The organism is Georgenia sp. 311, from assembly GCF_006151955.1.
In the GTDB taxonomy this organism is placed as follows: domain Bacteria; phylum Actinomycetota; class Actinomycetes; order Actinomycetales; family Actinomycetaceae; genus Oceanitalea; species Oceanitalea wutianyii.
Genome location: NZ_VDFS01000052.1, coordinates 85,360 through 104,264, shown reverse-complemented (window position 1 = coordinate 104,264; position 18,905 = coordinate 85,360). Strand labels below are relative to the sequence as shown.

Annotated in this window: 14 protein-coding genes; 8 read left to right on the top strand and 6 right to left on the bottom strand. The window is 72.3% G+C overall.

Annotated elements, in window-relative coordinates:
* Positions 1–9: 9 nt before the first annotated feature.
* From FHE66_RS11475 to FHE66_RS11460, 4 genes are all read right to left on the bottom strand, one after another.
* Positions 10–1,269 (bottom strand): alpha-hydroxy acid oxidase, encoded by a 1,260-nt coding sequence (locus FHE66_RS11475; RefSeq protein WP_139073083.1) that lies wholly within the window; start codon positions 1,267–1,269, stop codon positions 10–12.
* 203 nt (positions 1,270–1,472) lie between these two features.
* Complete coding sequence (locus FHE66_RS11470; RefSeq protein WP_139073082.1) at positions 1,473–1,850, bottom strand: VOC family protein; 378 nt, start codon at positions 1,848–1,850, stop codon at positions 1,473–1,475.
* A gap of 142 nt (positions 1,851–1,992) precedes the next feature.
* Positions 1,993–3,723 carry an HNH endonuclease signature motif containing protein gene (locus tag FHE66_RS11465; RefSeq protein WP_139073081.1) on the bottom strand — a complete coding sequence of 577 codons (1,731 nt, stop codon included), beginning with the start codon at positions 3,721–3,723 and terminating at the stop codon, positions 1,993–1,995.
* Between the two features lie 57 nt (positions 3,724–3,780).
* Positions 3,781–4,695: an alpha/beta fold hydrolase gene (locus FHE66_RS11460; RefSeq protein WP_139073080.1), complete on the bottom strand. Its 915-nt coding sequence runs from the start codon at positions 4,693–4,695 to the stop codon at positions 3,781–3,783.
* Between the two features lie 339 nt (positions 4,696–5,034).
* Between FHE66_RS11460 and FHE66_RS11455 the strand changes: the two genes are divergently transcribed.
* The 7 genes from FHE66_RS11455 to FHE66_RS11425 all read left to right on the top strand — a co-directional run bounded on the left by FHE66_RS11455 (position 5,035) and on the right by FHE66_RS11425 (position 16,396).
* Entirely contained in the window at positions 5,035–6,099 is a 1,065-nt protein-coding gene (locus FHE66_RS11455) for a substrate-binding domain-containing protein (protein ID WP_139073079.1), read from the top strand.
* Positions 6,100–6,170: 71 nt separating this feature from the next.
* On the top strand, positions 6,171–7,661 hold the full coding sequence (locus FHE66_RS11450) for a sugar ABC transporter ATP-binding protein (protein ID WP_139073078.1): 1,491 nt from the start codon (positions 6,171–6,173) through the stop codon (positions 7,659–7,661).
* Entirely contained in the window at positions 7,658–8,650 is a 993-nt protein-coding gene (locus FHE66_RS11445) for an ABC transporter permease (RefSeq protein WP_218013702.1), read from the top strand. Before FHE66_RS11450 ends, FHE66_RS11445 begins: the two co-directional genes overlap by 4 nt.
* Positions 8,647–9,639: an ABC transporter permease gene (locus FHE66_RS11440; protein WP_139073077.1), complete on the top strand. Its 993-nt coding sequence runs from the start codon at positions 8,647–8,649 to the stop codon at positions 9,637–9,639. The genes FHE66_RS11445 and FHE66_RS11440 overlap by 4 nt, the downstream gene beginning before the upstream one ends.
* A 131-nt stretch (positions 9,640–9,770) precedes the next feature.
* Positions 9,771–10,973: a Gfo/Idh/MocA family protein gene (locus FHE66_RS11435; RefSeq protein ID WP_139073076.1), complete on the top strand. Its 1,203-nt coding sequence runs from the start codon at positions 9,771–9,773 to the stop codon at positions 10,971–10,973.
* 340 nt (positions 10,974–11,313) lie between these two features.
* Entirely contained in the window at positions 11,314–15,858 is a 4,545-nt protein-coding gene (locus FHE66_RS11430) for a family 16 glycoside hydrolase (RefSeq protein WP_218013701.1), read from the top strand.
* A 160-nt stretch (positions 15,859–16,018) separates the two neighbouring features.
* Positions 16,019–16,396, top strand: coding sequence for a nuclear transport factor 2 family protein (locus FHE66_RS11425; protein WP_139073074.1), 378 nt, complete (start codon positions 16,019–16,021; stop codon positions 16,394–16,396).
* 190 nt (positions 16,397–16,586) lie between these two features.
* Here the strand turns inward: FHE66_RS11425 and FHE66_RS15745 are convergent, their stop codons facing one another.
* The gene (locus FHE66_RS15745) at positions 16,587–16,727 is read right to left on the bottom strand and encodes a hypothetical protein (RefSeq protein ID WP_218013700.1); all 141 of its coding nucleotides are present in this window, start codon (positions 16,725–16,727) and stop codon (positions 16,587–16,589) included.
* A 78-nt stretch (positions 16,728–16,805) separates the two neighbouring features.
* Between FHE66_RS15745 and FHE66_RS11420 the strand changes: the two genes are divergently transcribed.
* The gene (locus FHE66_RS11420) at positions 16,806–17,759 is read left to right on the top strand and encodes an NAD(P)-dependent oxidoreductase (RefSeq protein ID WP_139073073.1); all 954 of its coding nucleotides are present in this window, start codon (positions 16,806–16,808) and stop codon (positions 17,757–17,759) included.
* Between the two features lie 7 nt (positions 17,760–17,766).
* Here the strand turns inward: FHE66_RS11420 and FHE66_RS11415 are convergent.
* Positions 17,767–18,905: DNA polymerase IV (locus FHE66_RS11415; RefSeq protein WP_139073124.1), on the bottom strand; the 1,139-nt coding region annotated here is incomplete at its 5' end.

The window sequence follows — 18,905 nt, the reverse complement described above, 5'->3', positions numbered from 1 at the left end:
CTGTCGGCTTCAGATCGGCGACCGGTCGCCTCCCGGCAGCCGCCGCGGCACCAGTCGCTGGAGCTGGGTGACGTGCTGGGGACCGAGCTCCTCCACCGACGTCACCTGGAGGAGCTTCATCGTGCGCACCACCTGCCCGGCGAGGATCTCGATCGCCCGGTCCACGCCCTGGCGTCCCCCGGCCATGAGGCCGTAGAGGTAGGCCCGGCCCACCATCGTGAACCGCGCCCCGAGGGCGAGGCAGGCGACGACGTCGGCACCGCTCATGATCCCCGTGTCCACGGCGACCTCGGTGTGCCGGCCCACCTCGCGCACGACCTCCGGCAGCAGGTGGAAGGGCACCGGCGCGCGGTCGAGCTGGCGCCCGCCGTGGTTGGACAGCACGATCCCGTCGACCCCGTGGTCGACGAGCTGCCGCGCGTCGGCGACCGTCTGCACGCCCTTGACGACGAGCCGGCCGGGCCACATCGAGCGGATCGTCTCGAGGTCGGCCCACGTGATCGACGGGTCCATGGCCGAGTCGAGCAGCTCTCCGACAGTCCCCCCGGTGGAGGACAGGGAGGCGAACTCGAGCTTCGGCGTCGTGAGGAAGTCGACCCACCACCAGGGGCGCGGGACGGCGTTCGCCACGGTGCGGACGGTGAGCCGGGGCGGGATGGAGAAGCCGTTGCGGGTGTCGCGCAGCCGGGCACCGGCCACGGGCGTGTCGACGGTGAAGAACAGCGTGTCGAAGCCCGACTGCGCCGCGCGCTCGACGAGGCCGTAGGAGATCTCGCGCTGCTTCATCACGTAGAGCTGGAACCAGTTGCGCCCGTGGGGGTTGGCGGCGCGGACGTCCTCGATGGTCGCGGTGCCGAGCGTGGAGAGGGTGAAGGGGATGCCCGCCGCCCCGGCGGCGGCCGCCCCGGCGTGCTCGCCCTGGGTGTGCATGAGGCGGGTGAAGCCGGTGGGGGCGATGGCGAAGGGCAGCGCGGACGGGCCGCCGAACACGGTGGTCGAGGTGTCGACGTGGGAGACGTCGCGCAGGATCGCGGGGTGGAACTCGACGTCCCGGAAGGCCTGGCGGGCCCGCTTCAGCGACAGCTCGTCCTCCGCGGCACCGTCGGTGTAGTCGAACGCCGCGGCCGGCGTGCGCCGCTTGGCGATGCGCCGCAGGTCCTCGATGGTGAGGGCGGCCTCCAGTCGCCGCCGTCGCGCGTCGAACGTGGGGCGCTTGAGCTGAAGGAGCTCGCGGAGCTCCGCGGGCCGGGGCGCCTGTCGTCTCACCACGGTCTCCAGGCCCTGCCACGTCCCGCCGGCCCGAGGGCCGGTTCGTGTGGTCGCATGGTGTCTCCGTTCCGACGATCATCGCGTCCCCGCAGCATCCCACCAGAGAGCACCCGCGCGCGCAGGCGTGCGAGGGTCGGGCACAGCCGGGCCGCGCTCGTCGCACGGGCCGGGCCCTGCCGGCGGACCAGGCCGGACGTGTCCGGTCAGGCGCTCTGCCAGAGCCCGACGACGTTGCCCTCGGAGTCGGTGAAGTACGCGGCGAAACCCATCTCGGCCACCGGCGACTTCGGCTCGAGCACCGCTCCCCCGTTCGACTCCACCCGCGCGAGGTCGGCGTCGATGTCGGCGCTGGCGAGCACGATGATCGGGGCGGTGTTGGCGCCCTGACGCTGCGTCATCCCGCCACCGATGTAGCCCGGCTCGTCCGGCATGCCGTCCTCGCGCGCCGGGCCGGTGGACACCCCGACGTAGTCGAGCTCGGGCATCTCGTCGAAGGTCCAGTTGAAGATCTCGCCGTAGAAGCGCTTGGCCCGTTCCTTGTCCTCGAAGGGGATCTCGAAGTGGACGACTCGACCGGTCATGCTGACCTCCACGTCGCGGGGCCGGCGCTCGGCGGCGTCGGCGCTGAGGCGGCCATCGTAGGGCGGGCACCCGTCCCGCGGACAGACCCGCGGCCCGGTTCGTGGCCCTCGGCCAAGGTGGCGAGCCACTCGGTCCGGCCGGTCAGAACGGCGGGTTGCCCGGGGCCTCCGCCCGGCCGAGGGAGGTGACACGTCCGGACCTGTGCCGGACGTAGTGGTGGCCGGTGGGGGTGGTCCACTCGAAGGCACCGTCGCCCAGGTGGCGGAGCCGGAAGTCGCCGACGGTCTTGGCGGCATGGTCCCGGGGGCACAGCGCCGCGAGGTTGTCGATGCCGGTGCGGCCGCCGAACGCCCACGGCACGACGTGGTCGATCTCGCACGCACCGGCCGGTGTGGAACAGCCCGGGGCCACGCAGGTGCCGTCGCGGGCACGCACGAAGTCGGCGACAGGCGCGGGTGGGCGGTAGCGGGACCGGCCGACGTCGAGCAGCCGCCCGGAGAACGGGTCGGTGACGATCCGGCGCCAGGTGCCGCCGCTGTGGGCGAGTGCGCGGGCGACGTCCGGGGTGATGGGCCCGTAGCCGTCGAGCTCGGCGACCTCGACCGCGGGTCCGTCGTGGCGGTCGTCGGGTGGAGCGTCGTCGGGCGGGCCCTGGTCGGCGAAGTCCTCGTCGGGCGGGCCGTACCCGGGACGACCGCCGGCGGGCGGGGCGGGCGGGAGGAGGACCGAGAGCGGGACGGTCACCCTGACCTGTGCCCTGTCGCCGCCGATGCCCCCGACGGGCATGTGCCGGGTGCGCAGGAAGCTGTTGCCGGTCTCCATGCGGGGCAGATCGTCACCGAGGTCCCGCGGCGGTGCCGAGTGGGCCGAGGGGCCGCCCGCCTCCGCCCCTGCCGGGCGACAGTCGCCGGGAGCTTCCCCGATGAACCCGCGGTCGAGCGCGCCGTGGCCGAGCAGGGCGAGGGCGTCGGCGCGGAGCTGGTCGATGGTGCGCGGGTCACCACCGGCCCGCGCCGACCGGGCCGCGGCCTCCAGCGCGAGGTCCAGACCCGCGGCGTCGGTGGCGGGCAGGACGGCCGTGAGCGAGGCCATGCCGTCGGGCAGCGGCCGCGGGTGGTGGACACGCCGCAGCTCGCGCGCCTCCCTGGCCCGGGCCGTTGCCCGCAGCGGGTCGATCGCGATGATCGCCCTGCTCACCGCGCGCTCGAGCTGGGTGACCGTCTGGTGCGGGGCGTGGGGAAGGACCTCCTGCTGCACGGCCCAGGCGACGTCGTCGGGCTGGTCCTTGAGGAGCCGCGCGAGGGTGCAGGCCTTGGGGTAGTCGATCCGGCCGCGCTCGAGCGCGGCGCCGGTGTCCTCGAGCTTCAGGTCGAACAGCCGCCCGTTCTCCACGAGCCGGCGCGCGGCGAACCGGGAGATGCCGAGGCGCGGGGCGAGCTCCTGAGCGGTCATGTCGACCACCTGCTCGCCGGTCGGCAGCGAGTGACGAGGGCTCAGCGCCGGGCGACGCGACAGCCGGCGGGCCAGGCAGGCCATCCGCCACTGCGCCCAGGCCGCGACCCGCTGGTACCCGGCGATCATCTCCACGAGGTGGTAGTCGTCCGCCGTGCGTGGGTCGGTGGACTCGAGCTCGGCCAGGAGGAGCTCGCCCGGTTCCACGGTGGCGAGAACGTCGCTGGGCAGGTGGTCGCTCGGCGACGGACCGTCCTCCTCGTCGCCTGCCCAGTCGTCCAGCCGGGCGAGGTCGAGACCCGGACCGCCTTCGCCGAGCGGGTCGGGCGGCAGCGGACGGAGGACGGCAGGACCCTCCTCGGCTGTACCCGCCGGCCACTCCCACTCCTCGCAGGCCGGTCCCGCTACCACTGCCGTCACGCCGTCCACCTCCCTCGGTGCCTGCCGCCACGCTATCGGCGACCACCGACATCGCCGTCAGCGCGCGGGAGAGCTGCCCTGCGCACCGTCCGACGCGGCGACGAACCGTGTGACGACGTCGACGACGCCCGGGTCACGCAGCAGCCGCCGGTGCCCGAGCCCCTCGGTCGTCACGAGCGTGCCGTCCGGCCAGGTGCCCGCGACGCGAACGCCGTCGGCGTGTGGCACCTCCTTGTCCTGCCGGTCGTGGACGACGAGCACGGGCACGGTGACGTCGTGGGCGGTGAGGTCGAAGTCGCGCAGGGGCCGCCGGGCCAGCGCCTCCAGGCGCCGGTCGAACCGGCTCCGGGTCCGTTCTCCGTAGCCCAGGTGGCGCGCCATCGTCCGCGTCATGGAGAGCACCTCCGCGCTCGGGGCGAGGAGGGCGAGCCGGCCCGCCGCGACGCCGTCCGTGACGGCGATCGTCGTCACCGTCGCGCCGAGGGAGTGCGCCACGACGGCGGCCGGTGTGCCGTGGGCGGCGGTCACCGCCTTCAGCGCGTCGACCATCTCGAGCGCGGTCGACCGGCGCGGGCCGAGGAACCCGGGAGCGGACTCGCCGTGGCTGGGGGCGTCGAACGCGACGACGCGACGACCCTGCGCGACGAGCGGGGCGACGAACGCGCCGAGCTGCCCGCGCCAGCCACCCCACCCGTGGACGAGGTAGACAGGCTCACCGCTCCCCCACGTCTCGACGACGACGTCACGTCCCGGCGCGACCGCGACGGTGGAACGCTCCCCCTCGCCCGGCCGCTCGTCCCGGCGCAGCCCTCCGCCGCGAGGGACCGTGCACCAGATCCGCACCGCCCACCGCGCGCCGACCTCCGGCGCGACCCGGTCCAGCGCACCGAACCCGCCGCGCAGCGCGGCGAGCCGGAGCCCGCCGGACGGACCCGTGGTCCGCCCGGCGGCGCCCCCCGGCTCACCGCTCATGGCCGGGAGGGTAGTGGCCGGCCGGGCCGAAGTCACCGGGTCTGCCGGTCCCGCCACGTCCCGGCTCCACCCTCCGGCCGAGCGCGGACGTCCGGGAGCACGAGCGGGCGCGACCCGGCGCACCGACCTTCGCAGCGACTGACGACAAACATTTGCGTCAACCCTTGACGGCTTCTGTCCGGAGTCATTAGTTTCTTAGGTACACGCAGGCGCCCCGCTTTAGTTATGAGGTCGTACAAAAGCAAAGGAGCTGCGCACCCGGGGACGTACGACCGAGTGGTTCGGCGCGCCCGGACGCCAATTCGAAACGACAAATCGAATACACGGGAGAAACCAGCGATGAGGCTGAACACGAAAGCCGGCACGGCAGCAGTCGCCACCGCACTCGTCCTGGCGCTGAGCGCCTGCGGCTCGGGTGACGGGAACGCGAGCGGCGACGGTACCGACGACGCCGACGGAGGCGGGGGTGACTACGTCATCGGCGTGAGCAACACCCTCGCCGGCAACGGGTGGCGCGAGCAGATGGTCTGCTCGATCCAGGCCGAGGCCCTCGCCAGCGGCCAGGTCTCCCGCGTCGTCGTGCTCTCGGAGAACGCCGGGCCCACCGAGCAGGTCCAGCACCTGCAGACCCTGATCTCGGAGGGCGTGGACGCCATCGTCGTCAACCCCTCGGACCCCGAGCAGCTCAACGGCATCATCGACGAGGCGACCGCCCAGGGCATCGTCGTCGTCGCCGTCGACGCCGCCGTGACGAGCGAGAACGCCTACGTCGTCACGAACGACCAGGTCGAGTGGGGCCGCGTGGGCATGGAGTGGCTCGCCGAGGAGGTCGGTGGTTCCGGCGACATCCTCTACGTCCGGGGCATCGAGGGCGTCCAGTCCGACACCGACCGGCACGAGGGCGTCATGGCCGCCCTCGAGAACTACCCCGACATCGAGCTCACCACCGTGTGGAGCAACTGGGACTACACGCTCGCCGGGGAGATCGCCGTCCAGCAGTTCAGCGCGAGCGACTACGACGGCGTGTGGACCACCGGCGCGGACTACACCGTCGTCAACGGCATCCGCACCGCCGGCAAGGACCTCGTCCCCGTCACCGGGCAGGACAGCAACGCGTTCGTCGGGCAGCTGCTCGACGGCGCACCGGGCGCCGTCGTCACCAACCCCGCCGTCATCGGCGCTGTCGGCACCAACGTCGCGCTCAAGGTGCTCGCCGGCGAGGACGTCGAGCAGACGACGATGCTCACCCCCGAGCTGTGGACGATGGCCGACGCCGCCGACCGGCTCGAGGAGGCGCACGAGCCCGACCGCGGGCAGGACACCAGCGCCGCCGTGGAGATCGACTACCCGCTCGAGATGACCCGGGAGCAGCTCTACGCCTGCGAGGGCCCCAGCGGTTCCTGACCTGCCGTACGGCAGGGGGTGTCCGGGGCGGTCACGCCCCGGACACCCCGGCCCTGACGTGAGAGAGCACGATGTCCTCCGAAACGTTGCTGGCCGCCCGCGGGGTGGCCAAGTCCTACGGCAGCGTCCTCGCCCTGCGCTCCGCCGACGTCACCGTCGGCCACGGGGAGACGCACGCGCTCCTCGGCGCGAACGGCGCGGGCAAGTCCACCTTCGTCAAGGCGCTCACCGGCGTCATCACCCGCGACGCCGGCACCGTCACCCTCGACGGCGCACCCGTGACGCTGCGCTCCCCCGCCGACGGGTACGCCCGCGGCATCGCCGCGGTGTTCCAGGACCCCGCGCTCATCCCCGACCTCACGGTGCGCGACAACCTCCGGCTCACCGCCACCGACGCGAGCACCGTCGAGCAGCACCTCGCCGGGCTCGACATCCGGGGCCTCGACCTCGACGAGCGGGTGCGCGACATCCCGCTCCCGTTCCTCCGGATGATCGACCTCGCCCGCGCGCTGGCGCACCGGCCTCGGCTGCTCATCCTCGACGAGATCACCGCGGCCCTGCCGGCCGACCTCAGCGAGAAGGTCTTCGCCGTCATGGCCCGCCAGCGGCAGGAGGGCGGGTCGGTCCTGTTCATCTCCCACCGGCTCGAGGAGGTCGTCGAGCACTGCGACATGTGCACCGTCTTCCGCGACGGCGGCGACGTCGCACGCTTCGCCCCGAAGGAGGGCCGGGAGCAGCGGATCGTCGCCTCGATGCTCGGGGACCGGCTGGTCGAGGAGGCAGCGGAGGGCCGCCGGACCCGCACGGCGGACCGGCCGGAGGTGGCGCCCCGACTCGTCGTGGAGGACCTCGGCGCGGGGGACATGCTCCACGACGTCAGCCTCGACGTCCGTCCGGGCGAGGTGCTCGGCCTCGTCGCGCTCGAGGGCCAGGGGCAGGACACGCTCTTCGACGTCCTCGCCGGGGACCAGCGCCCGCGCACCGGGGAGATCCGGGTCGACGGCGAGGTGCTCACGGCCCGCCACCCGGCGGCGGCGATCCGCAAGGGGGTCGTGCTCGTCCCCGCCGACAGGTCGTGGGCACTGCTGCCCAAGCGGTCCATCCGGGAGAACATCGCGTTGCCCTCCCGGGCGCGCGTCTCCCGCTGGGGGCCGATCAGCCGGCGGCGGGAGGACCGCGCCGTCGACCGGGCGGTCGCGCGACTGTCGATCGACACCCGGGCGGCCTCCCAGGCCCGGCGCCTGTCCGGCGGCAACCAGCAGAAGCTCACCATCGGGCGCTGGCTCGCCGAGGGGTTCGGCACGCTGCTCCTCTTCGACCCCACCCGCGGGATCGACATCGGCACCAAGCGCCAGATCTACGACCTCGTCCGCGAGGTCGCCGACTCGGGTGCCGCCGTCCTCATGTACACGAGCGAGCTGCGCGAGATCGGGCTCGTCTGCGACCGCGTGCTCGTCCTCTACCGCGGCACCGTCGTCGCCGAGCTGCCGGCGGACGCCGGTGAGGAGGCGCTGCTGCACGCCGCGCACGGGCTGCACGAGGCGGAGGTGACCACCTCGTGAGCGTCACCACCACCGTCCCCGAGCCGACCAGCCGGCTCACCCGCTTCCGCCAGCAGAACGGGTGGGTCGCGGGCGTGGCCGTGCTGCTGCTCGCGATGATCCTCGTCCGCTACCTCCAGGTGGAGAACTTCGGCGGCTTCGAGCTGCGCGCCCTCACGGCCGGCAGCCTCATGCTCGCGCTCCTCGCCATGGCCCAGGGGGTCGTCGTCCTGTCCGGGGGCATCAACCTCGCGGTCGGGGCGCTCATGGTGCTCGCCAACTGCTTCTCCGCCTGGCTCATGGAGGACGCGTCCCTCGGCACGAGCGTCCTCGTCGCCGTCCTCACCGTCGCCGGGACCGCGCTGCTCTCCGGGCTCATGGGCTGGATCGTCACGGTGTCCGGGATGCCCGACATCGTCGTCACCCTCGCGCTGCACTTCGCCTTCGTCGGGCTCGCGCTGCTCATCCTCGGCGGGCCGGGTGGCCGGGCGAACCCGCAGCTCTCCCAGCTGATCGTCGGCGGCTTCTCCAACCCCTGGCCCGCCCTGCTCTGGCTCACCGGCATCTACTGCCTGATCTGGATCCCCTTCCGGCGCAGCCGCGCCGGGATCGCGACCTACGCCATCGGCAGCGACCGGCAGGCAGCGTTCCTCGCCGGCATCGTCGTCAAGCGGGCGCGCGTCCACGCCTACGTCGTCTCCGGCGTGTTCGCCGGGCTCGCCGGCCTCGTGACGACGGCGCTGCTCGGCAGCGGCAGCCCGCAGGAGTCGATCGCCCTCGGCGCGCTCCTCGGCTCGGTCGCGGCCGTCGTCCTCGGCGGCGTCGCCCTCTCCGGCGGACGCGGCCAGCTGCTCGGCCCCGTCCTCGCCGCCTTCGTCCTCACCCTCATCCCGGCGATCCTGCTGAGCCTGGGGGTCAACCCGAACGTCGCAGTGCTGCTCGAGGGGCTGATCATCATCGGGGTGGTCATGCTCGGCGGCCTGCTCGAGCTGCGCAGGAGGAAGCTGTGAGCACCGCCGTCGCCCCTCCCCTCCCCAGGTCACAGCGCCTGCGGCGAGGGCTCACCGACCGACCGGTCATCGTCCTCGGCGTCGTGTTCGTCGTCTTCTACCTCGTGACGGCGCTGCTCGACCCGAGCCTGTTCACCATGCGAGGGCTGCGCTCGATCCTCCTGCTCGCCTGCCCGCTCGCGATCTTCGCGGCCGGCCAGACGCTCGCCTTCCTCACCGGCGGGATCGACCTGTCGGTGACGATGACGGCGAACGTCGCGGCCTACGTCGCCGCCACCCAGAGCGGCGCGGGACCGGTCCAGGCACTCGCCCTCGCTCTCGTCGTCGGCGCGGCCGCCGGCCTGGTCAACGGGGTCGGCATCGGCATCTTCCGCGTCCACCCGCTCATCATGACGATCGGCATGTCGAGCGTCCTGCTCGGACTCGTGTCCGTCGGGCTCTCGAGCGGCGGCTTCCTCTCCGGCCCCACCGTCGTGCCTGCGGTGCTGGAGACCGTCGGCGGCGGGACGCTCGTCGGGCCCGTCCCGCTCAACGCCGTCGTGTGGGCCGTCGTCTCCGTCGTCCTCGTCCTCGGGCTCGCCCGGACCGGGCTGGGACGCAACATCTACGGCGTCGGGGACAACCCGCTCGCGTGCCGGCTCTCCGGGGTCAAGGTGTGGCAGGTGCTCATCGCCACCTACGTCGTCGTCGGCGTCCTCGCCGCGATCGCCGGCCTGCTCATCTCGGGCAGCAGCGGCTCCGTCGGCCCGAGCCAGACGAACTCCTTCCTGCTGCCGAGCATCGCCGCGGCCGTCATCGGCGGGACCTCGATCCTCGGCGGGGCGGGCGGGTACGGCGGCACCATCGTCGGCGCGCTCGTCCTCACCGTCCTCAACCGGCTGCTGCTCACCCTCGGCGTGGGACAGGCCGTCCAGCAGCTCGTGTACGGCGCGATCGTCCTGGCCCTGGCCTGGGTGTACGTCGCCGTCTCCGGGCAGCGGTCGGACTGAGACCGCGTCTCGGGCGGGAGGGGTGGTCAGGGGGAACACACGACGGGCGGCGCCGACCGGCGGGCCCACTGCCCGGAGGCGGCGTCGCCGCGCGGACACCACGCAAGCACTCGACGAAGGAGGACTGTGCTGTGACAGCACATCGAATCGCCATGCTGGGCACCGGACTCATCGGTGACTTCTACACCGCCGCGCTCAACCGCGGCCGCACGAAGGACACGGTCGAGCTCGTCTACTCGCGCAGCGAGGAGCGCGGAGCCGCGTTCCGTGAGCGCTGGGGGGTGCCGCGCTCGACGACGTCGCTCGAGGCGGCCTGCGCCGACCCGGACATCGACACGGTCGTCATCGGGCTCCCCAACGACATGCACGAGGAGGCGGTGCGCCTGGCCGCCGAGAACGGCAAGGCGGTGCTGTGCACCAAGCCGCTGGGTCGCACCGCCGCCGAGGCCAAGCGCATGCTCGACATCGTCGAGCAGCACGGGGTGTTCGCCGGCTACCTCGAGGACCTCGTCTACACCCCCAAGACCCTCACCGCGGTGAAGTCGGTGCAGGACGGCGCGCTCGGGGACGTCCTGTGGGTCCGGTCGCGCGAGACGCACCCCGGTCCGCACAGCGCGTGGTTCTGGGACGAGAAGAAGGCGGGCGGCGGCGTCATCGTCGACCTCGGCTGCCACTGCATCGCGATCTGCCGCAACTTCGTGGGCAAGGGGAACCGGCCCGTCGAGGTCTTCTGCTGGAAGGACACGCTGGTCCACCCGATCAGCGCGGACGACCACGCGGTCGCCCTCATCCGCTTCGAGTCCGGCGCCATCGGGCAGTTCGAGGTCTCCTGGGCGTTCCGCGGAGGGCTCGACCTGCGCGACGAGGTCCAGGGCACCGAGGGCACGATCTGGCTCAACCACTTCCTGCGCACCGGCTTCGACATGTTCACCACCGGCAAGTCGGCCGGCTACGTCGCGGAGAAGGCGGAGACGACGAGCGGCTGGCTCTTCCCGGTGGGTGACGAGGTCACCGAGCTCGGCTACCTCGACATGTTCACCGACATGTTCGACTCCATGGACGCCGGGACCCGGCCGCAGGAGTCGTTCTACGACGGGTACGTCGTCAACGCGATCATCGACGCGTGCTACGCCTCCGCGCAGAGCGGTGCGTGGGCGCCGGTGGAGATCGAGGACTGGCGCGGGGGCACGACGCCGCGCATCTCCCGGTCCCCCGAGCTGCACGAGGGGCACGCCGTCATCAAGCGGGAGATCCTGCCCGACGGCCGGACCAAGGTGCTCTTCCAGCACCGGGAGACCGGCGAGATCCTCGAGACGGTCGGCCAGCCGGGCTGAGCGGTACCGCGGGCGGGTCCGGCGACGGCCCCGCCCGCGGCAGGCAGGTGGGGGCACCCGGGGGGAGGAGGAACCGCTCCCACCTGCCGCACACGAGCCGCTCCGGCGGCCTTTGAGAAATCAATGCACCACGCGGACCTCGCGACAGCCTGCGAATATTCGGTTCGCGCAATTGCGCGCGCCCGCACGACAAAGCCGCGAATTACATTTCTCAAATGCAGGACGAACCCTTGACAACCCCCACACCTGCGGACACTGTGAATAACTCCGTATGTTTACTCAGAGTGGAGGGGTCATGAGTAGACGATCCATTGCTGGATTGTTGTCGTTACCATTGGTGATGTCATTCTTCGTGGCCGCGCCGGCAGGGGCAGACCCTGTCGACGTGGCCGCGCAGGACGTCGCGGAGGAACGGACGTTCGCCGAGCTCTCGGCGACGGACGAGTTCGAGAAGGTCCGGCTGGCCTCGGTGCCGCAGCCGATGACCATGGACATCGCCGCCGACGGCCGGGTCTTCACGACCAGCCGCGACGGCGTCGTCCAGATCTACCACCCGGACACGGGTGAGACGACGGTCGCCGCCGAGCTCAGCGTCTTCGACGACCACCCGCTGCCGGCGCGCCCGGACATCGAGGGGTCCAAGAACCAGGAGGGCGGCCTCCTCGGCCTCACCCTCGACCCGGACTTCGAGTCCAACGGCTGGCTGTACGCCTACTACACGAGCCGCGAGGAGAACAACCACGTCCTCTCGCGCTTCACGCTGGTGGACGACGAGATCGACGTCTCCTCGGAGATCGTCATGCTCAAGGTCCCCTACGAGAAGACGAACTGCTGCCACGTCGCGGGCGACCTCGACTTCGACTCCGAGGGCAACCTCTACCTCAGCACGGGCGACGAGTCGACGCCCGACCTCAACAACCAGTACTCGCCCATCGACAACCGGCCGACCCACTGGTACAACGACGACCGCCGCACGTCGGGCAACACCAACGACCTGCGCGCCAAGGTCCTGCGGATCACGCCCCAGCCGGACGGGACGTACACGATCCCCGAGGGCAACCTCTTCCCGCCCGAGACCTCCGACCCGGACCTCACGCGGGCCGAGATCTACGCGATGGGCTTCCGCAACCCCTTCCGCATCTCGATCGACCCGGCGACCGACCGGCTGCACATCGGCAACTACGGGCCCGACCGGCTCGGTGAGTGGACCGAGCGCGGGCCGTGGGGCTTCGACCAGTACATGGCGACGTCCGAGCCGGCGAACTTCGGCTACCCGTTCTGCATCGGGAACAACTACCCGTACCGGCCGTGGGACTACGTGACCGACCAGCCGCTCGGCGACTTCTACGACTGCGTGGGCGGTCCGGTCAACGACTCCCCGAACAACACCGGCCTGGAGAAGCTCCCGCCGGTCAAGCCCGCGACCATCTACTACCCGCGCAGCTGGGCCAACTGGCCCGAGTCGTGGGAGGGCTGGCCCGCCCAGGAGATCAACCCGATCCCCGAGCCCTTCCTCAACATGGGCTCCGGCGCAGGCGGCCCGATGTCCGGACCGGTGTACCGCTACGACGCGGACCTCGACTCCGACACGAAGTTCCCCGAGCACTACGACGGGCGCTGGTTCCTCCTCGACTACCACCGCGGCCACATCAAGACGGCCGAGCTGGACGAGAACGAGCAGGTCACCGCGATCGACGACTTCATGGCGGGCGAGTGGTGGGCCGGCCTCATGGACGGGCAGTTCGGCCCGGACGGCTCGCTGTACGTGCTCGAGGGCGGCTCGTTCGACACCGGCGCCAGCCAGGCGCTCTACCGCATCGACTACGTGAGCGACGACGGCGGGTCGGTGCCCGACGTCTGCCGCGCCGACGACTTCGCCGGCGAGGAGCTCGACCGCGAGCTGTGGTCGACGATCGTGCGGGAGAACCCCGACGGCTACCGCCAGGTGGACGGCGCGCTGGAGATCGACATGCTCCAGGGCGACATGATCAGCAACCACCTCAGCGGCAACATCCTGACCGACGGGCAGAACCTCGTGCTCACCGACCTCCCCGAGGGCCGGTGGGTCTCGGAGGTCACGCTCGAGATGCCGACGGGCGCGGTCGACTACGACCAGGCCGGGTTCATCGTCTACGAGGACGACGCCAACTTCACCAAGCTGGCGTACTTCCCGCCGTACGGCAACAGCACCGAGGCCCGGTTCGAGTACCTCTTCCACCAGGACGGCGAGATCCGCTACCAGGGCGACGTCGACGACCAGTACCTGTACAACGCGCCACGGACGCTGACCCTGCGGCTGACGAGCGACGGCACCAACGTCGCGGCCGCCTACTCCGTGGCCGGCAGCTCCTGGGTGAACATCGGACGTCCGGCGCCGGTCGGGCAGTACGAGGCGCCGAAGATCGGCTTCTTCGCCGTGCACGGCCCCGGCGCCATCCAGACACCGCAGACCGCGACGTTCAGCGACTTCTCGCTGTGCGGCCAGCAGGAGCCGACCCCGCCGGTGTGCGCCGCACCGACGCCCGACGCCGGCTACCGCGCGCTGTGGGACGGCGCCTCGCTCGACGGCTGGCGCCAGTCCGGGCCCGGTGGGCTCGCCGTCGTCCCGGACCCGGACCGCGAGGGCGCGTGCGCCCTCGAGACCATCGGTGACCCGGCCGGGCTGGGCATGCTCTGGTACGAGGAGGAGTTCGAGTCCTACCGGCTGCACGTCGACTTCAAGGCCGTGACGGAGGCGGACAACTCAGGCGTGTTCTTCGGGTTCCCGGACCCGGGTGACGACCCGTGGGTCGCGGTGCGCCAGGGCTACGAGATCAACATCGACGACACCGGCGGCAGCCCGAACGCCGCCGACAGCTCCAAGACCGGGTCGATCTACACCTACCAGGCCCCGACGTCGTTCCCGACGGTCGCCGGTGAGTGGAACGAGATGGTCATCGAGGTCGACGACCCGATGGTCAAGGTGTGGATCAACGGCATCCTCGTCAACGACTACGAGGACCCGGGCGACCTCGGCCGCGACCTGTCCTCCGGCTACATCGGGCTGCAGAACAACCGCGTGGAGGACAACGTGTTCTTCCGCGACGTCTGGGTCCAGGAGCTCGGGGACACGACCTGCCCCGACGAGCAGACCCCGCCCGAGGGCTACGTCTCGCTGTTCGACGGCGAGTCGCTCGAGGGGTGGACGCAGGCCGGTACCGGAGGCTTCGAGATCGGTGACTGCGGCGTGCTCCAGCCGCACGGTGGCATGGGTCTGCTCTGGTACGACGAGCAGATGTTCGAGGACTTCGTCATGCAGGTCGACTTCCGCGTCCAGAACCCGACCGACAACTCCGGGGTGTTCGTGCGCTTCCCGGACCCGGAGGGTGACCCGTGGAAGCCGGTGGACGACGGCTACGAGATCCAGATCTACGAGGCGGCGACCGACCCGATGACCCGCACCGGCTCGATCTACACCTTCGCGCCGGCCGAGCCCGTCGCCACCAACCCCATCGGTGAGTGGAACACGATGGAGATCGAGGCGATCGGCCAGGAGTACCGGGTGACGATCAACGACGTCGAGGTCGCGACGTACACCGGTGACGGCAGCCGCGGGCTCGAGGGCTTCGTCGGCCTGCAGAACCACGCCTCCGGCCAGCAGGCCGGGGACAACGTCGAGCTGCGCAACGTGTGGATCAAGGAGCTCACCCAGGAGGTCCCAGAGCTCACGGTCGACGCCACGCTCGAGCCGGGCGCGCCCGACGGTGACGGCCGCTGGTACGTCTCCCCCGTGACGCTCACGCTGGAGTCCAACGACCCGCAGGCGCAGCTGCTGTGGCGTCCGCGGACCGACGAGACGCAGTGGCGCACGTGGACCGAGCCGGTCACCTTCGATGAGGACGGCGTCTACAACATCGACTACAAGGCCGTGCGGCCGGGTAGTGGTGGTGGCGAGGAGCCGAGCGAGAAGGAGATCCTCGTGGGGTCCGGCGGGTTCGGGTTCAGCGAGACCGACTTCGCCGTCCAGCAGGGGGACACGATCAAGTTCCAGTACGTGCCGGGCTACCCGCACGACGTCGTCGTCACCGACGACGAGGGGAACGTGCTCGCCTCCCGTCCGGAGGGCTCGGACTGGGAGGACGACCCGTTCTACTTCGAGGCCACCGAGGCCGGTCGGTTCTACGTGTACTGCACGCCGCACGCGAACCTGCCCGACCTCACCGACCCGACGACGTGGCGCGGGATGGTCGCGACCTTCGAGGTGACCCCCTCCTCCTCCGGTGAGGAGCCGGTGGAGACGGGCATCAAGGAGATCGAGTTCCTCATCGACCAGACGGCGCCGGGCACCACGGCCGCGCTCGCCGGGGAGCAGGACGGGGAGGACTACACCGGTCAGGTCGCCCTGAGCCTCACGGCGCAGGACGCCACCTCCGGGGTCGCCCAGACCCACTGGCGGCTCGCCGGCGCCGAGGACTTCACGGTCTACGGCGGCCCGGTGACCTTCGAGGAGGAGGGCGAGCACACGGTGGAGTTCCGCTCGGCGGACATCGCGGGGAACGTCGAGGAGTGGCAGACGGTCACCTTCCGCATCGTCGGGCAGGAGGAGCCCCCGGGTGAGTGCCCGGACTCCGACACCCGCGAGACGGTCGTCGTCGGCGACGTCGACAGCCGGGTGCCCAACCACCGGACCGCGGACGGGTGCACGGTCAACGACCTCATCCGCGACGACGCGACGTGGGCACGTCCCGGGGAGTTCGTGCGGCACGTCCGTGACGTGACCGGCGTGCTCGTCTCCGACGGCGTGCTCACCGTCCGCGAGCGCGACGCGATCCTGCGGGCCGCGGCCCGCAGCGACGTCGGCAGCGGGAACGGCCGGGGGGCGGTGACGCTCCTGACGCTGAGCTAGGCCAGGGACGGGAGGACATCCGGGGCGGCGACCCACCGCCGCCCCGGAGGTCCTCCGCCGTGATCAGCGCGTCCCCCTCGTGTCCCTCACCCCCCTCGCGCTGACAGCTCACCTATTACCAGACCGTGACACCAGGCCGGCGGCGGAGCAGTATCGGGGGATGGGCCAGGACCTGAGGCAGGAGATGCGCGGCGTCCTCGACGCCTGGGCGCAGGCGATCGTCGCCAACGACGCCGACCGGATCGGCGCCTACGCCGCGCAGGACTGGGTGCTCGTCGGCACGGGCGGCACGGTCGACCGCCGGCAGTTCCTCGACCTCGTCCGCAGCGGGCGGCTGACGCACGAGGAGATGGGCTTCGAGGTGCTCGACGTGCGGGAGCTGGGCGACGTCGTCGTCGTCCTCGCGCACGGGACCAACTCGGGCCACTGGGAGGGCCGGCCCTTCCACGAGGACGAGTACACGACCGACGTCTTCGCCCGGGACGCCGACGGCGGGTGGCGGTGCGTCGTCACGACGCTGACGCCGCGGGCGCAGTGACGGCCCGCCCCGCGCGTCGGGAATATGGGGCCGTGAAGCTCTTCGACCGCTGGCGCGCCGCCGAGGTCCCGGCCGACGTCGAGCGGGAGACCGCCCCACCGCCCGACGATCGTGCGGCCGGCCCGGGCGCGGAGAGCCGCCGAGCTCCGACGCCGGCGAGCCGTGAGGTGCGGTCCCCCGCTCCCCCCAGTCACGCCTCGTGGCGCAACGCCCGGATCTGCTCCAGCCGGAAGCCCGACCACCACCGGTCCCCCGTCGCCACCACCGGCGCCGAGCTGAGCTCAAGCGCCTTCACCAGTCGCAGCGCCGCGGGGTTGGCATCCAGGTCCACGGACCTCGAAGTCCACCCCGGCACGCTCCGCATCGTCAGCAGACATGCCCCGCACCCCTGCCGGCTGTACACGACCACATGAGTAGCCATCACGTGGACGCCTTCACCCCCCGCCGCATGCTCCTCGCAGGCCGTGACGCCGAACGCGTCGCCGCCGACCTCGCACGGGCGCTGCCCGAGCTCGAGACCCGGACGGTGCGGCACGGCCCGCTGACGGAGGAGGACGCGGCGTGGGCCGACAGCTACGTCGGCTTCACCGTCCCTCCCGGCCTCGAGCGCTCGGGCATCCGCTGGATGCACCTGCCGATGGCCGGGGTGGACCGGGTCGTCGCCGACCTCGCCGGGACCGACGTCGTCCTCACCCGGACGGTCGGCGCGATGCCGCGCCGCATCGGCAGCTACGTCCTGGCCCACCTCCTCGCCGACGCCTGGCACCTGCGCGAGTACGCCGCCCAGCAGCTCGCCGCCCGGTGGGAGCCGCTCGGGCCCACGCGCGTCGAGGGGAGCACCGCCGTCGTCCTCGGGACCGGGGAGATCGGCTCGGGGGTCGCCGGAGCGCTGCGCGCCGGCGGGTACCGCACGGTCGGCGTCAACACACGGGGCACCGCCGCGCCGGCCTTCGACGACGTCGTGGCCCTGACGGACGCCGGTCCCCACCTCGCGGAGTGCGCCGCGCTCGTCGGTGCCCTCCCCCTCACCGACGCCACCCGAGGGCTCATCGACGCGGGCCTCCTCGCCCGGCTCGACGGCGCCGTCGTCGTCAACGTCGGCCGCGGCGCGAGCCTCGTGCCCGAGGACCTGCGGGCCGCGCTCGACGCCGGCCACGTGCGCCGCGCGGTCCTCGACGTCCACGAGACCGAGCCGCTGCCCGCCGAGGACTGGCGCTGGCGCGACCCGCGCGTCACCGTCACCCCCCACATCTCGGGCCCCACCGAGCCGCAGGACGTCGTCGAGGCGGTGCTCGCCGCCTACGAGGCGCTCACCGCCGGGCGCCGCCCCCCGCTCGCCGTCGACCTCGGGCGCGGCTACTGACAGCGGCTCACAGGTCGTGCTCGGCGAGCTCGCGGAACTCGTCGGGCACCCCGCCCCGGCGCATCGTCGCCGGCAGGTAGCCGACGGCGGAACGGCCGAACCGTTCCCGGGCGGCGTCCATCGAGCGGTCGAGCGCCCAGCGGGCCGCGCCGGTGGGCGAGCCGGGCCGCCACGGGTCGGGCGGCGGCAGCTCGAGCTCGAGCTGGACGGCCACCTGGGTGGTGAGCTTGGAGACGGAGACGGCGAGCAGGGTGATCTCCGGGCGCTCCTCCTCCTGGTCCCCGATCGCCTGCCACGCGAGCTGCTCGGCGACCTCGGTGATCGTCAGGGTGGCCGAGACCGGGGCGGCGAGCGTGTGTGCCCGCGTCACCGCGCGCATCCCCGCGAAGCGCACCCGCACGGTCACCGTCCGCCCGGCCCGCCCCTTCGCCCGCAGCCGCCCGGCGACCCGCTCGGCGAGGTGGCTGAGCACCGCGCGCACGAGCTCGCGGGTGGGCACCACCCGGCGCATCGCCGACTGCGCCCCGACCGACCCGGCGCGGGTGTGGGTGCTCACCCGGCGCGGGTCCTCGTTGTGGGCCAGGCCGTGGAGCGTGGAGCCGACGGCCCGCCCGAGCAACCGCTCGACGGCCTTGCGGTCGGAGCGGGCGAGGTCGCCGATGGTGTGGATGCCGCGGTCGGCGAGGCGCTGCTCGGTCACCGGGCCGACGCCCCAGATGAGCGAGACGGGCAGCGGGTCGAGGAACTCGCGCTCGGTCCCCGGCTCGACGACGACGAGCCCGTCCGGCTTGGCCACCTGCGAGGCGATCTTCGCCAGGTGCTTCGTGCTCGCCGCGCCGACCGAGATCGGCAGGCCGACCTCCTCCCGCACCCGCCGGCGCAGCAGCCGGCCGATCTGCTCCGGCGGCCCGAAGAGGTGGGTCGCGCCGGACACGTCGAGGAAGGCCTCGTCGATGGAGATCCGCTGGACGAGCGGAGTGACGTCGCGCAGGACCGCCATGACCTCGTCGGCCAGCCCCTGGTAGCGCTCGAAGCTGCCCCGGACGAAGGTGAGCCCCGGGCACAGCCGGGCGGCCCGCCAGCCGGGCATGCCGCCGCTCACCCCGTGCGCCTTCGCCTCGTAGGACGCGGCGAGCACGACGCCGC

Excerpts from the sequence above, each read along its gene's own strand:
- FHE66_RS11450 (WP_139073078.1), top strand. The coding sequence starts at position 6,171 with ATGTCCTCCGAAACGTTGCTGGCCGCCCGCGGGGTGGCCAAGTCCTAC.
- FHE66_RS11420 (WP_139073073.1), top strand. The coding sequence starts at position 16,806 with ATGAGTAGCCATCACGTGGACGCCTTCACCCCCCGCCGCATGCTCCTC.
- FHE66_RS11430 (WP_218013701.1), top strand. The coding sequence starts at position 11,314 with ATGTCATTCTTCGTGGCCGCGCCGGCAGGGGCAGACCCTGTCGACGTG.
- FHE66_RS11425 (WP_139073074.1), top strand. The coding sequence starts at position 16,019 with ATGGGCCAGGACCTGAGGCAGGAGATGCGCGGCGTCCTCGACGCCTGG.
- FHE66_RS11455 (WP_139073079.1), top strand. The coding sequence starts at position 5,035 with ATGAGGCTGAACACGAAAGCCGGCACGGCAGCAGTCGCCACCGCACTC.
- FHE66_RS11470 (WP_139073082.1), bottom strand. The coding sequence starts at position 1,850 with ATGACCGGTCGAGTCGTCCACTTCGAGATCCCCTTCGAGGACAAGGAA.
- FHE66_RS11460 (WP_139073080.1), bottom strand. The coding sequence starts at position 4,695 with ATGAGCGGTGAGCCGGGGGGCGCCGCCGGGCGGACCACGGGTCCGTCC.